General features: G+C 41.9%; 16 protein-coding genes. 14 read left to right on the top strand and 2 right to left on the bottom strand.

The window, feature by feature from the left end; all coding sequences use genetic code 11:
* Positions 1 to 35: 35 nt before the first annotated feature.
* Positions 36 to 959, top strand: a complete 924-nt coding sequence (locus tag RM347_RS08870; protein WP_322719880.1) for a branched-chain amino acid ABC transporter permease — start codon at positions 36 to 38, stop codon at positions 957 to 959.
* A gap of 187 nt (positions 960 to 1,146) precedes the next feature.
* Positions 1,147 to 1,941 carry an ABC transporter ATP-binding protein gene (locus tag RM347_RS08865; RefSeq protein WP_322719881.1) on the top strand — a complete coding sequence of 265 codons (795 nt, stop codon included), beginning with the start codon at positions 1,147 to 1,149 and terminating at the stop codon, positions 1,939 to 1,941.
* Between the two features lie 2 nt (positions 1,942 to 1,943).
* Here the strand turns inward: RM347_RS08865 and RM347_RS08860 are convergent, their stop codons facing one another.
* Complete coding sequence (locus tag RM347_RS08860; protein ID WP_322719882.1) at positions 1,944 to 2,783, bottom strand: Rpn family recombination-promoting nuclease/putative transposase; 840 nt, start codon at positions 2,781 to 2,783, stop codon at positions 1,944 to 1,946.
* Positions 2,784 to 2,959: 176 nt separating this feature from the next.
* Between RM347_RS08860 and RM347_RS08855 the strand changes: the two genes are divergently transcribed.
* The 11 genes from RM347_RS08855 to RM347_RS08805 all read left to right on the top strand — a co-directional run bounded on the left by RM347_RS08855 (position 2,960) and on the right by RM347_RS08805 (position 12,903).
* Positions 2,960 to 3,691, top strand: a complete 732-nt coding sequence (locus tag RM347_RS08855; RefSeq protein WP_118169733.1) for an ABC transporter ATP-binding protein — start codon at positions 2,960 to 2,962, stop codon at positions 3,689 to 3,691.
* A 33-nt stretch (positions 3,692 to 3,724) separates the two neighbouring features.
* Entirely contained in the window at positions 3,725 to 4,288 is a 564-nt protein-coding gene (locus RM347_RS08850) for a Uma2 family endonuclease (protein WP_322719883.1), read from the top strand.
* 306 nt (positions 4,289 to 4,594) lie between these two features.
* A complete protein-coding gene (locus RM347_RS08845; protein WP_322719884.1) occupies positions 4,595 to 4,942 on the top strand; it encodes a DUF1493 family protein in 348 nt (115 codons plus the stop codon).
* 165 nt (positions 4,943 to 5,107) lie between these two features.
* The gene (locus RM347_RS08840; RefSeq protein WP_322719885.1) at positions 5,108 to 5,755 is read left to right on the top strand and encodes a histidine phosphatase family protein; all 648 of its coding nucleotides are present in this window, start codon (positions 5,108 to 5,110) and stop codon (positions 5,753 to 5,755) included.
* Positions 5,756 to 5,839: 84 nt separating this feature from the next.
* Positions 5,840 to 6,865, top strand: a complete 1,026-nt coding sequence (locus RM347_RS08835) for a glucokinase (RefSeq protein WP_322719886.1) — start codon at positions 5,840 to 5,842, stop codon at positions 6,863 to 6,865.
* 45 nt (positions 6,866 to 6,910) lie between these two features.
* Complete coding sequence (locus RM347_RS08830) at positions 6,911 to 7,513, top strand: hypothetical protein (protein ID WP_322719887.1); 603 nt, start codon at positions 6,911 to 6,913, stop codon at positions 7,511 to 7,513.
* Positions 7,514 to 7,693: 180 nt separating this feature from the next.
* Entirely contained in the window at positions 7,694 to 8,335 is a 642-nt protein-coding gene (locus tag RM347_RS08825; RefSeq protein ID WP_322719888.1) for a Uma2 family endonuclease, read from the top strand.
* 396 nt (positions 8,336 to 8,731) lie between these two features.
* The gene (locus RM347_RS08820) at positions 8,732 to 10,201 is read left to right on the top strand and encodes an efflux RND transporter periplasmic adaptor subunit (RefSeq protein ID WP_322719889.1); all 1,470 of its coding nucleotides are present in this window, start codon (positions 8,732 to 8,734) and stop codon (positions 10,199 to 10,201) included.
* Between the two features lie 10 nt (positions 10,202 to 10,211).
* Positions 10,212 to 11,429: an ABC transporter permease gene (locus tag RM347_RS08815; protein WP_322719890.1), complete on the top strand. Its 1,218-nt coding sequence runs from the start codon at positions 10,212 to 10,214 to the stop codon at positions 11,427 to 11,429.
* Between the two features lie 354 nt (positions 11,430 to 11,783).
* Positions 11,784 to 12,047, top strand: coding sequence for a hypothetical protein (locus RM347_RS08810; RefSeq protein WP_322719891.1), 264 nt, complete (start codon positions 11,784 to 11,786; stop codon positions 12,045 to 12,047).
* Between the two features lie 91 nt (positions 12,048 to 12,138).
* Positions 12,139 to 12,903 (top strand): ABC transporter ATP-binding protein, encoded by a 765-nt coding sequence (locus tag RM347_RS08805; RefSeq protein WP_322719892.1) that lies wholly within the window; start codon positions 12,139 to 12,141, stop codon positions 12,901 to 12,903.
* Between the two features lie 64 nt (positions 12,904 to 12,967).
* Here RM347_RS08805 and RM347_RS08800 read toward each other — a convergent pair whose 3' ends face one another.
* Positions 12,968 to 13,498: an orange carotenoid protein N-terminal domain-containing protein gene (locus RM347_RS08800; RefSeq protein ID WP_322719893.1), complete on the bottom strand. Its 531-nt coding sequence runs from the start codon at positions 13,496 to 13,498 to the stop codon at positions 12,968 to 12,970.
* A 222-nt stretch (positions 13,499 to 13,720) separates the two neighbouring features.
* On the opposite strand from RM347_RS08800, the gene RM347_RS08795 reads away from it, so the two are divergent.
* Complete coding sequence (locus tag RM347_RS08795; protein ID WP_322719894.1) at positions 13,721 to 14,095, top strand: hypothetical protein; 375 nt, start codon at positions 13,721 to 13,723, stop codon at positions 14,093 to 14,095.
* Positions 14,096 to 14,098: the final 3 nt, after the last annotated feature.

Here is a 14,098-nt window from a genome sequence, read left to right as displayed (position 1 = left end):
GATAGTTTGTTTAAGCTTAATCAAAATTTTTTAAAATGGCTGATTTTTTCGCTACTTATGGTTCTCTAATTGTCTCTATGGTATTGGGGGCGCTACTAGGGTTATCGCTTTACTTACCGCTCATGACAGGACAATTGTCTTTAGCTAGTCCAGGGTTTTATGCTTTAGGTGGGTATATTGCAGCGATTTTATCCACAAAAGTTTTGACATCTAGCAGTAGTTTCTTTCCCATCCCATTGTTGTTATTGGAGATGTTAATTGCTGGTGTAATTTCTGGCTTATTGGGTGTAATAGTGGGAATTCCGGCGTTGAGATTACGAGGAATTTATTTAGCGATCGCTACTATTGCTTTTGTGGAAGTTTTGCGCGTAATGTCCCTCAATCTGGATATTACAGGCGGTGCTGTTGGCATTTTTGGCATTCCTCAACCTTTTCAAACGCAAATTGAATATTTATGGATTGCTTTGCCCTTACTATTAATTAGTATGGTGCTGCTTTATCGTTTAGAACGCATCCGTGCCGGAAGGGCTTTTATCGCTATCCGCGAAGATGAATTAGCTGCGGGTGCAATGGGAATCGATCCCACTTATTACAAAGTTTTGGCGTTTACACTAGGGGCTATACTTGCAGGGGTTGTAGGTGCAATTAGCGCTCACTTCCTTAATACTTGGAATGCTCGTCAAGGTACTTTTGATTCCAGTATTATATATTTAACTTTTGTTTTGATTGGTGGTTCAAGAACTTTTTTAGGACCTGTAGTCGGAGGTATGGTATTTACAGCCTTACCAGAGATTTTGCGAAGCCTCGCTGATACTGGTGGTTTACCTAATTGGTTAGCACAGTTTTTGCGAGATGGTAGATTAATTATTTTTGGCTTACTAATAGTAATAGGTACAATCTTTTTTCCCCAAGGGTTAATTACTCCAGATATTTTTCAAAGACGTAAAATTCAAAAATGAACTATTCATAATAATATGCAAAAATATTCAGATGATGTCTGGGCAATTAAACATAATACCCGGAACCCCACCCCGCCAAAGCTGCGCTTTAGCTCCCTGCCCCTAATCCCCAGAGCAGGCCCCGAGTTCCCCGCAGGCGGGGAGGGGTTGGGGGTGGGGTTCTTTTGTTATGGGTAATTTGGCAGACATGATATCATACGTAACTCCAGCAGTTAACAGCAGTATTGTCTTAGAAGCAAGAGCATTGACTCGTCGATTTGGTGGTTTGGTGGCGGTAAATAATGTATCTTTTAGTGTAAATAAACATGAGATTTTTGGACTGATTGGCCCTAATGGTGCTGGCAAAACAACACTGTTTAATTTAATTACTGCCTTTATTCCACCTTCTAGCGGTCAATTAATTTATCAAGGTGCAAAACTTTCTCAACTGCGTCCTCATCAAATTGCTGCTTTAGGTATCGCCCGTACCTTCCAAAATATCCGTTTATTTGGTGAATTATCAGCGTTAGAAAATGTGATAATCGGCCGACATTTACACACTAAAAGTAATATGATCGCAGGAGTTTTGGGATTACCACCAGCGCCTAGTGAAGAACTGAAAACTAAGCAGAAAGCTTTATATCTATTGGATTTGGTGGGATTAAGCGATCGCGCTGACGAAAAAGCCAAAAACTTTGCCTACGGCGATCAGCGTCGCTTAGAAATTGCCCGCGCTTTAGCATTAAAACCGCAAGTCTTACTTCTCGATGAACCGGCTGCGGGGATGAACCCCAACGAAAAGCAGCAACTCAGTGAATTTATCCGTAGCCTGCGCGATCGCTTCAATTTGACGATTATCCTTATAGAACACCATGTACCATTGGTTATGGGTTTGTGCGATCGCATTGCCGTGTTAGATTTTGGTCAATTAATTGCATTAGGTGAACCAGCAGTTGTCAGAAATGATCCGGCTGTAATTGAAGCTTATTTGGGAAATGAATGAATTTATGTAGACATAATTACTACAAATTCGTCTAAAGAACTCACAGCGATCGCACTATCCATCAAAGTTTCTAATTTTTCCACACTTTCGCCCTCAAGCCTTACTTCCACTTCATGAGGAATTTCGCCAAAGCGTTGTTCCAACACCCGGATTAGCTGCCGTCGCGCACCCTGCTGAATACCTCTTTGCTCAATTTCTTGATACCAAGGCGATTCTCGCAATACTGCCATATCCCACCTCATGATTTGTTGCACTAAAGGCGTGTCCAACACAAAGCTAGCAAAAAATGCCAGCAATGATTCTAATTGGTTCAACTGTGCATCTGCTCGTAGCGCCTGTAGTGCGCGTTGCACAACTGATATCTCTCCACCTCCTCGCAGGATTGGCACAAAGGGTAACAACGATGGTAGTGGTTGCTCAAACACTATCTCAGCATCGATTTCCCATAAATTGATCGTGCGATAATCTTGGATGGCACGTAATCCCAAAAATTCCTGCTCGTAACTACTGACAATCGTTAAGGTGGATGGGGGCGGTAAAATATTGATCAGTACTGGGTAAGTTGGCAATCGGTAGCGTTCTTGTGCCAAGGCAGCATAGGCTCTCATCCGTAGAGGCATCTGTGTTGTGTAACGCAACTGTAGTTCATTAAGTACCAAAAAATCTCCGTGAGTGGCACTGTATGCCTTCACCAACACATCTGTTTCGCGGCTAATCCAGTGAAACTCAGAGCCAAGAATTTCTTTCGCCACGACTTCAGGACGCTGTGTCACCCATTTTACCCATGCATCAGGAGCTAAATTAATTAGTCGTTTGCTACCAATATCTGCTGCTTTTGCCACAGGACGCTTGTTATCTTTATCAGTAATTAATGGTACATCATAAAGATTGCGGTATCATGGCGTTGGTTTGAAGTTTCAGCAATGTCTACGAAGGGGTACGCCTACGCACTGTTTTAAGAAATGTATGATTGATGTATGTTAGGTTTTGAATCAACATTTCTGGATGTAAACCGCCGATGAAAGCCGATAGTAAGCCAAACTATACAATTTTAGAAGTTCAAGAACTTGATGTTAATTATGGCGGTATCCAAGCTCTTAAAAAGATTAATTTAATTATTCAAAAAGGCGAGGTAGTTACTCTAATTGGTGCTAATGGTGCTGGTAAAACTACCACACTCCGCGCCATATCTAAAGTAGTTAATCCTAAAAGTGGCGTAATTATTTATAATGGACATAATATTAACCGCCGCCAAACTCATGAAGTTGTACAACTTGGTATCGCCCATTGTCCTGAAGGACGTAGAGTATTAGCGCGGCAAACAGTATTTGATAATTTACTTTTGGGTGCTTATATTCGCTCCAATCAAGCTGAGGTAAAAGCAGATATTCAGCGACAATTTGAGCTATTTCCCCGTTTGTCACAAAGACGCAATCAACTGGCAGGAACTCTCAGTGGTGGTGAACAACAAATGTTAGCGATCGCTCGTGCTGTAATGAGTAAACCACAACTCTTACTTTTAGACGAGCCTAGCTTAGGTTTAGCACCTGCGATCGTCCGGGAAATCTTCTCTATTATTGAAAATCTCCGGGCTACAGGTGTGACTATTCTGTTAGTTGAACAAAACGCTAACCTCGCGCTGCAAATTGCCGATCGCGGTTATGTTCTAGAAGCTGGTTCTATAACTTTAACAGGTGCAGCATCAGAATTGATTAGTGATGAGCGAGTTAAAAAAGCTTATTTAGGGTAATTAATTAAATGAAAATTTGGGAGGTACAAGCGGATGGTAAAATCACCAACTAAACCCCTAACTTTAGAAGAGTTTTTAAAACTACCAGAAACAAAACCTAGCTCAGAATACATTAACAGTCAAATTATTCAAAAGCCAATGCCTCAAGGAAAACATAGTAAATTACAGGGTAAGTTAGTCACAGGTATAAACGAGGTAGTTGAGAATCGAAAAATTGCCCTTGCTTTTCCAGAACTGCGGTGTACTTTTGGCGGACGTTCAATTGTCCCTGATGTAGCTGTGTTTGCTTGGGAACGGATTCCCATAGATGAACGTGGAGATGTGGCAAATGTTTTTCACACGTATCCAGACTGGACGATTGAGATTCTCTCGCCGGATCAAAGCCAGACTAAAGTAACCGGAAATATTCTACATTGTTTAAAACATGGTAGTGGCTTCGGTTGGCTGATCGATCCAGATGAGCGTTCTGTTTTAGTTTATCCACCAAAGCAGCAACCAGAACTTTTACAAGAAGAACAAGAAATATTACCAGTTCCCGATTTAGTCAGCGGCTTTCAGTTAACTGTAGGGCAATTATTTGGATGGTTGAAATTGTAAGCAATTATATAAATTCCTATATATAGCAGTCCTAAATCTTTTGTGAAAATTATATCTCTCTCTTTTATTTCTTCCCTTTGCGTCCTTAGCGTCCTTCCCTTCGGGACGCTTCGCGAACGCGGTTCGTTTTCAAATTTTATATTTTTCACGAATCAAATAGGATTGCTATAGCTTTGGGAAAACTAAAGGGATGCTTACAATAACCCTATCTTGGTACCAGACTATAGACGCTTAACCAGTATTTTCTGGTAACAATTCCTTTGTTGATAGGATTGTTACTACTGGAGTTTATCGCCTAAAAAGTTTATGTCATTTACAGATAAATTTAACCAACTTGCAGCAATCCTTTCTAATGAACTGGGTGTGCAAACAAAAGATATTACTCTTAATACACGGCTTCGGGAAGACCTCAAAATAGATGGTGATGATGTTGATGAACTATTTTGTAAAATTACTGAACAGTTTGGCATAGATTGGCAGGGGTTTATTTTTTACCGCTACTTCCGTGAAGAACCACATTTATTTTCTTTACTTTTTGAGTGTTACTATCGCAAACGTCACGGCATACTCAAAACAATTACCGTCAGCCATCTACTATCAGTTATTGAGTCTGGAGTTTGGTTTGAACCGTCCCAATCTGATACTTACATTTGAGTTCATTACACAATCTTAACTAATTTATACCTATAAGTTTTCCTGATCGTTAGTATTATTAAATATTATTACGATTTTTGTCATATATTAATATTTGCAGCCCTCCTTGCAGATATCTATATATTTGTTTAGCGGCGAATTCTATTCACCGGAATAATTAAACCCATGAGTCAAATAGTCTGGATCGCAAGACACGCTAACCGCCTCGATTTCGTAAACCCTGATTGGTTTCTCACCGCCGAACGACGCTACGATCCACCCTTGTCTGATGATGGTATGGTGCAGGCACAACAGTTAGCTAGACGATTGAAAAAAGAAAAGATAGCCCATATTTTCGCTTCTCCTTTTCTGCGAACTGTACAAACGGCAAACGCAGTTGCAGAAATGCTCAACTTGCCGATCAAACTCGAAACAGGTTTGAGTGAATGGCTAAACCCAGTTTGGATGACAGAAGAACCCGAAAGACTCTCAACTCCAGTATTAGCAGAGTTATTCCCTAGAATTGACACCAGCTATACTTCGCGCATCGCCGCTAAATATCCTGAAACTCACGAAAAAGTGCGAGAACGTTCTGGGCAAACTGCTAGATGTTTAGCTACTGAGTTCTTCCCAAAAGATATCCTGCTAGTAGCACATGGCGCATCGGTGTTAGGGGGAGCAATGGGGCTAGTGGGGGAAATTGCCAAAACAGAAGTTAAAGCTTCTTTATGTTCGCTGGTAAAAGTGGTACGCCAAGAACCAGAATGGTTATTAGAACTAACGGGAGATACTTCCCATTTAACCCACATAGAAGAAGTTATTCGATTTGCTTAAACCTCTGATAGGGATTTGTGTTCATGACTTCTGCTAGGTTGGGTATATCCTACAAAAAAAGTAATTAATTCACGAATAAGTTCTATGACTTTATTACTAGCAGGAGATATCGGCGGTACGAAAACTATTCTGCGATTGGTTGAAACATCAGATTCACCAGCTTTACATACTATTTATCAGGAAACTTATCACAGTGCTGATTTTCCCGATTTAGTACCGATAGTGCAGGATTTTTTGGTCAAAGCTAACACACCAATACCACAAAAGGCTTGTTTTGCGATCGCAGGTCCCATTGTCAAAAATACTGCCAAACTGACCAATTTAGCCTGGTACCTAGATACCGAACGTTTAGAACAAGAATTGGGTATTCCACATATTTCTTTGATTAACGACTTCGCCGCCATTGGCTATGGCATTTCAGGTTTACAAAAACAAGACTTGCACCCGTTACAAGCTGGCATATTTCAACCCGAAGCCCCCGTTGCCATTATTGGTGCTGGTACTGGCTTAGGACAAGGATTTTTAATTAAACAGGGAAACTACTATCAAGTCTTTCCCTCAGAAGGTGGACATGCTGACTTTGCCCCTCGAAACGAGATCGAGTTTCAACTGTTGAAATACCTGCTGGGTAAACATGATATCCAGCGCATTTCTGTAGAACGCGTGGTTTCTGGAATGGGAATTGTGGCGATTTACCAATTTTTGCGCGATCGCAAATTTGCTACCGAATCACCAGATATTGCCCAAGTCGTCAGAACTTGGGAACAAGAAGCGGGACAGGAAGAGAAAAGTGTCGATCCTGGCGCTGTCATTGGTACATCTGCACTAGAAAAACGCGATCGCCTCTGTGAACAAACTTTGCAATTATTTATAGAGGCTTACGGTGCAGAAGCGGGGAATCTCGCCCTAAAACTCCTACCTTACGGTGGTTTATACATTGCTGGTGGGATTGCGCCCAAAATCCTGCCCTTAATCCAAAACAGCGGTTTCTTATTAAATTTCACCCAAAAAGGTAGGATGCGCTCTCTCCTAGAAGAGATACCCGTGTATATTATTCTCAACCCGCAAGTCGGCCTAATTGGTGCTGCTTTATGTGCTGCTAGGTTATAACAGCTAGCATCATCAGTGAGATCAGCATCTCAAAAGGCAAAAAATATGACAATTAAAGGTCTGTTGCCATTAATCGCCGTCACCCTTGTCTGTGGTGGCTCTGTTCTCGTGGAAGCGCGTCAACCCAAACCTCCGGTAGCTCTTGTCAAACCAAAGGTTTCTCAACCCGTGCAGCCAAAATGGAAGTTATACACTGCTCCAGATGGGCGCTTTACTATTTTGATGCCAGGAAGCCCCAACAGAACTACCCAATACCAAAAAACTTACATGGGGGAAATTAACTTAGAAATATTTGTTGCTCAACCACCAAAGCAGCAAGTAGCTTATGTAGTTGCTTACAATGATTTTCCTTATAGTTACGGTCAAATAACTGATCCCCAAGCTGTACTTAATAATGCACGGGATATGGCTCTCAAGACTACGAAGAGTAATTTAATTAGTCAACGAAACATTCGTAGTTCCAATAATCATCCTGGCAAAGAAATTGAGTACATCAATTCTGGAGGGAAAATCACTAAAAGTAGAATGTATGTTGCCGAAGGAAGACTATATCAAGTAATGGCAATAACTACAAAAAAACAGCAGAAGATATTAGCTAAAACCATTACGGGATATTTAAATTCCTTCCATGTAGTTTTGAAAAAATGAAATAACTAAAACTTTTACAGATGAGCTTTGCAATTAATTTGATCGCAACGCTTCGACAAAATTCAAGACCAGTGTGGTATTTTGCAGTTATTGGATATCAGCCGTCCCGTTGCGATCGATGACATATATTGGAAAATGAAACTTGTACGATCGTTGTTAAAGTTCCTCTTTCGCAATATTATGAGCGAATTACAGACCCAACTAGCAACCGATACCTGGATAGCAGCAACTTGGGATGAATATATCCAAATAATTGAAAATCCTGCATACGAAAAAGCCAAGGGCTACTACCACAATGGACAGATGAGGATTGAAATGCCGCCAATCGGGAATGACCATGCCAGCGACCATACAATTATTATCTTTGCTGTTAACTTGTTTGCCAGTATCAAAGGCATTGCTTTAAATGGTAAGGATAATTGTACATATCGGAAAACAGGTTTTAATGAAGCTCAACCTGATGTGTCTTATTATATTGGCGAGAATGCTGATGTCATTCCCTACGGCACTTCTATCATTAATCTAGATATCTATCCACCACCAGATTTAGTTATTGAAGTAGCTAATACCTCACTTGCTGACGATCAAGGTGAAAAACGACTTTTATACGAAGATTTAGGAGTGAAAGAATACTGGATTTTAAATGTCCAGAATGTCCAAGTTATGGCTTTTGCTATTGAAAACCAAGGTAGTAGGCGGATTACGGAATCTCAGGTATTACCAGGATTAGCTATTTCTTTATTAAACGATGCATTACGCCGAACTCGTCAAATAAATCAAAGTCAAGTTGGTGCTTGGTTATTAACCCAATTTCAGCAATAATTACAAACTGCTTTGCTGTAGGGAATGGGGAGTAAGGAAAAAGCAAAAGATACAGAGCAACTAAAGCCCGATCGCACTATAGCAATCTTATTTGATTTGTGAGAATTGCAAGCCGTAGATTCCCAGCTTCTCCAAAAAGTCGGGGATCTTGTTTCTCACGAATAGTTCAGGATTGCACTAATACACTGTGGCTAAAGTCACCCATTCAGGTGAAGTCATACAGACTACTACCGCCTAGTATGAAGGAACATTAAGAAACGATGAAGCGAATTATGCGTCTAGTTATTACTTGACTCATAAAAATTTAATATCAAAGCTTTAACAACTCCGTATTATCTATTTGCCCTCTAACTAAAGGCTACTTTATATATAACAAGATTTACAGGCTTATCTAATATGGCTACGCATATAGAAATTCCAGTTATTGGCAAAGTTAAGTATCCATTACGCTGGCTGATGGGGCTGATGGCAGGAAGTGCTTTGCTTGTGGGTACAGTAACAACCTACACTTTGGTTAATCAAGGGGCAAATAAGGAAGATATTGCTCAATTAACTGTGCCAGTAGCAGCGCAAAACGTTACTTTGCGGATTACAGCTAGTGGCAAAGTCGTGCCAGTTCAGAGTGTAAATATTAGTCCGAAGAACCCTGGAGTGCTGTCGCAATTATATGTGGAACAAGGCGATCGCATTCAAAGAGGGCAAATTCTCGCCCGCATGGATAGTGCCAGCATTGAAGCACAAAAAAGTCAGTCTCTTGCCAACTTAGCGCAAAGTCAAGCACAGTTAGCCCAAGCCCTTGCTGGTAATCGTCCTCAAGAAATTGCTCAAGCTAGGGCCCGTTTAGCCCAAGCTCAAGCCCAGTTAACTCAAGCCCGGGCTGGTAATCGTCCCCAAGAGATTGCTCAATCTCAATCTCAAGTTGATGCGGCTCAAGCAAAAGTTAATTACACCAGTGAACAGGTAAAGCGTTACCAATACCTATATCAAGAGGGAGCAGAGAAAAAACAATTACTCGATCAAGCCATCAGCGAAGACAAAAGTGCTAGAGCCAGTTTAGAAGAAGCTAAAAAACGATTGTCGTTAGTCCAAAGTGGCACTCGGACTGAGGAAATCGCCCAACGCCAAGCAGCTGTGAATGAAGCACGAGCAGCATTGATACTGTTGGAAGATGGCACTCGTTCTGAGGAAATTGCTCAACGCCAAGCAGCTGTTGCATCCGCTGAGGCTCAGTTGAAGGGTGTGCAAGTGCAGTTAGATGAGACTATTATTCGCGCTCCTCTTTCAGGAATTGTGACTCAAAAGTATGCCGATCCAGGGGCATTTGTCACACCCACAACTTCTGCTTCTACTAGTGCATCGGCAACTTCTAGTTCAATTGTCGCCGTAGCACGTGGTTTAGAAATATTAGCTCAAGTTCCAGAAGCCGATATTGGCAGAATTAAACCGGGACAGCAGGTGGAAATTGTCGCTGATGCTTATCCTGATCAAGTCTTTAAAGGTCATGTGCGCCTGATTGCTCCCGAAGCAGTGGTGGAACAAGGTGTAACATCTTTCCAGGTGCGGGTTGCTCTTGATACTGGCACAGATAAACTGCGTTCTGGCTTAAATGTGGATCTGACTTTCCTGGGCGATCGCGTTAATAATGCTTTAGTACTACCAACGGTGTCAATCGTCACCGAAAAGGGTCAAACTGGCGTACTTGTGCCAGATGCAAACAATAAACCCCAGTTCCGCGAAGTTACAGTTGGTGCACAAATCCAAAACCAAACTCAGATTTTAGGGGGAGTTAAAGAAGGCGATCGCGTTTTTGTGAACCCACCCAAAGATTACAAAATCGAAAAGGCAAAAGAACAGAATAATTCGTAATTATTAAGAAATGAATTTTTTAGAAAGTGTCCAAATGGCCGGGAAAACCCTGCTGTCAAATAAGTTGCGTAGCGCCCTGACGATGCTGGGTATAGTTATTGGTAATGCCTCAGTAATTGCCATGATTGGCATTGGTGAAGGAGGGCAAAAATACGTTAATAAACAGCTGGAGTCACTAGGGCCAAATGTGCTATTTGTACTGCCGGGTAATCAAGAAACTCAGCGGATCTCCTTTGAAGTGCCAAAAACTCTGGTGTTACAAGATGCGGAAGCGATCGCTTCTCAAGTACCAACTGTAGTGGGAGTTGCGCCAGAGTTAAATAGAAGACAGGTAGTTATATACCGCAATAGAAACACCGATGTCAACATCATTGGCACAACTCCCAGCTTTCTATCTGTGCGGGATTTTGAGACTGCTAAAGGTAGGTTTTTCTCTGAGGTAGACATCAAGCGAAGTAACCAAGTCGTTGTGTTAGGTGGAGACTTGGCAGAAAAACTATTCGGTAATAGTAACCCCATAGGTCAACAATTACGAGTTGGAAATACCAGCTTTCAAGTCATTGGAACGTTAACAGCCAAAGGTTCCAGCGTGGGAGCAGATTATGATGATGCTGCTTTAATACCGATTACAACTTCAGCAAACCGACTTGTGGGAAAGAATTCTCCCTATGGTATTGCTTTAGATTATCTTGTCGCTGCCGCTCGTGATTCCGAGAGCGTCGATGCAGCAGAGTTTCAAATTGCTAATTTGCTGCGTCTACGCCACAAAATTAATGGTGAAGATGACTTTACCCTCCGCACTCAAAAAGATGCTTTGCAAACTGTTGGTCAAATTACAGGTGCATTGACAATTATGCTAGCAGCGATCGCCGGGATATCTTTGTTTGTCGGCGGCATTGGCATTATGAATATTATGCTTGTCTCTGTCACCGAACGCACCCAAGAAATCGGATTGCGAAAAGCGATCGGGGCAACTGAGCAAGATATTTTGCTACAGTTCATCATTGAGGCAGTAATAGTTTCCGCAGCAGGCGGTCTAGTTGGGACTGCGGTTGGTATCAGTGGCATTCTATTAGTAGGAGCCTTGACTCCTCTAGAAGCGAGTCTTTCTCCTGTAGCAATTAGTATGGCAGTTGGTGTCTCTGGGGGTATTGGTTTATTCTTTGGCGTTGTTCCTGCACGTCGCGCTGCTAAACTCGACCCGATTGTGGCTTTGAGAAGTGCTTAGTGAATTGAGAGTAACCAGCTAGCAAACTCAGCGGGGTAGTGTTCGGCAAGGTATTTGCAGGTATTATCGTAGGCCGAGGCGTAGACGCTTTGCGGCTTGCCGTTAGGCATCGCTTACTACGTGACTATGCGGAAACGCTTCTTTACAAGACGGTACGCGTAGGTAACATTACAACGTTGGTCATCAACATTGCAACATGAAGGAGTAACATTACAACGTTGGTTATCAACATTGCAACATTAAGGAGAAACATTACAACGTTGGTTATCAACATTACAACATTGCTCACTAACATTGCGCGGCTCGCCAACAAGTCATAATAGAGAAGGTGTTACATGATACTTACACCTGACTATGAACGAACAGCGCCTGCAAGTTTATTACCAGCTAATCAAAAGTCTGCTAAATTCCCCTGATGGGGAAGAACCGGAGATATTAGCAGCTAATACAGAATTGCTAGATGCTCGTTTCTTGCAGGTGTTGGCAGCAGTAGCAAATCATTTTGCACAGCAGGGAGAAGAAAATACTGCAAACTGGTTGAGAAACCTAGCAACACAACTCACCCCAGAAGATAACGAGCGTAGACGCATTAGCGAAGCGGTAGCGACGTTCGCGTAGCGTCTCGCAGAGAAGGAGCGTCAGCAGCGTCAGCAGCTTGTCGTAAGACATCGCTATAATTGCGTCTCTAACAACTAATGACCAAATTCTTATGTCAAACACTATTTCAATTACCGATTCTCTAATTCCTAATCCCGTCCCGAAATCAACTATTATTCGGTTAGAAAATATATATAAAGTCTATGGCAGCGGTGAAACCGAAGTCAAAGCACTCAACGATGTGAATTTAACTATCCATGAGGGCGAATATTGTTCAATTATGGGGCCTTCTGGGTCAGGTAAATCTACAGCCATGAATATTATCGGCTGTCTAGACCGACCCACAGGCGGACATTATTACTTAGATAATATTGATGTGGCGCAAATGGACGATCGCTCTTTGGCACACATCCGTAATAAAAAGCTGGGGTTTGTCTTCCAACAATTCCACTTATTGCCCCAGCTAACAGCCCTAGAAAATGTCATGCTGCCAATGGTGTATGCTAGTGTGAATCCAAAAGAAAGAAGCGATCGCGCTACAGTTGCACTGACACGAGTCGGTTTAGCAAATCGCCTTAATAACAAACCAACTCAACTATCTGGTGGACAACAACAAAGAGTAGCGATCGCTCGTGCGATCGTCAATCGTCCTGTGGTACTCTTAGCTGATGAACCCACAGGCGCACTTGATTCGCGCACAACCCAAGAAGTCTTAGATATTTTTGGCGAACTTAACGCTAGTGGAATCACCGTTGTCATGGTAACTCATGAGCCAGAAGTTGCTCGTCAAACCCAGCGCATCGTTTGGTTCCGTGATGGTCAGGTGGTACACTCCAACCTAACTCCATCTGACTTGAATCAGTTAGCTGTCTCATAGATTATTAAAGTCCGCCTTCGCGGACTTTGTTTGTGTAGCCGCGACTTCTAGTCGCCAGCGCTGATTACAAACTTGAGGTTTTGCCAGTTTCTGCTTGCGTTGCGATCGGCTTAACATCGGTGTAACCCACTTCACCAGCTATTGTCCGAAATACCGAAATTTGCTCGTCAAAATCTAGTTTTTCAATCTGGGAAACCAGATCGTTAATTGCCTTAGTTGGTTCGTAGCTAGCTGGTAAGTCAACCACCGTATCCCCCATAGCTACTGCCCAAGCATACCAAACTAACAGCTGGTTGTTTTCTTTTATCGCCCCATAAGCACGGGAATATTCTGTATCTTTGCGGTTAACTATATCCCGCATAATATCTAGTTGCTGCTCATCTGATAATTCAAAATAGTCTTTTAGCAGAAGTGGTGCTAACTCTGGTTCGGCAGCAGCGGGAGCCGCTGGCGTGATAGAATCACCCATTTTTTTATAAACCAAATAGAACCAAGCTAATTTTGCATCAGTATCTAAATTATTAAACGCATCCACCAATTTTTGAGATTCATTGCTCTGGGCTTGAGAAATAGTTTTATCGTAACTTGCAGTCATAATTTTATTTCCAAAGAAATTTTACAGGCTAAACTAAGGCTTACCAAAGTTTGAGCATCAAATTCTACTATCGAGAGAAAGAGTTATATTAATGGCAAATTGCAGTTTTAATCTACCTTTTAATAGAGGTAAAAGTCTCTCCCAAGGGAGCATGAAAAGAGTTAATTACTTTGCTATGATTTCTCAAGTAAACAATAAAAAATTTAATCTAAGGTTTTAATTATGCCTGATGAAGTAAAGCCCAATGTTAATGAAGCTCCCACCCATGATGCCCAATTAGCTGCCGAAAGCATAGCTAGTGGTGAAGAAAAAGCGCCAAACGTCGATTTTGATGCTGATTATGCAACTGCACAACAATTCAGCGTTAGTGAAGTTGACCGCACAGGTAAAGGTGCAGCAGCAGCCGAAACAGCGACTGCACCTAAATATCAAACCTCTAAACCACAAGAGACAAAAACACAAGCGCAGTCAACAGGTAATCCTGATGATTATGCAGAGTTAGCCAAGGAAGTTGGGAATTCTAAGACTGAGGGTGTAACTAGTGTCAGTGATGATCTAGTCGAACAAGCTTTGGAAAAGGGTGAACGGAAAAATTAAGTT

This window comes from Nostoc sp. ChiQUE02 (genome assembly GCF_034531305.2).
GTDB lineage: Bacteria > Cyanobacteriota > Cyanobacteriia > Cyanobacteriales > Nostocaceae > Nostoc.
This window is presented reverse-complemented; position numbering and strand designations above follow the sequence as displayed.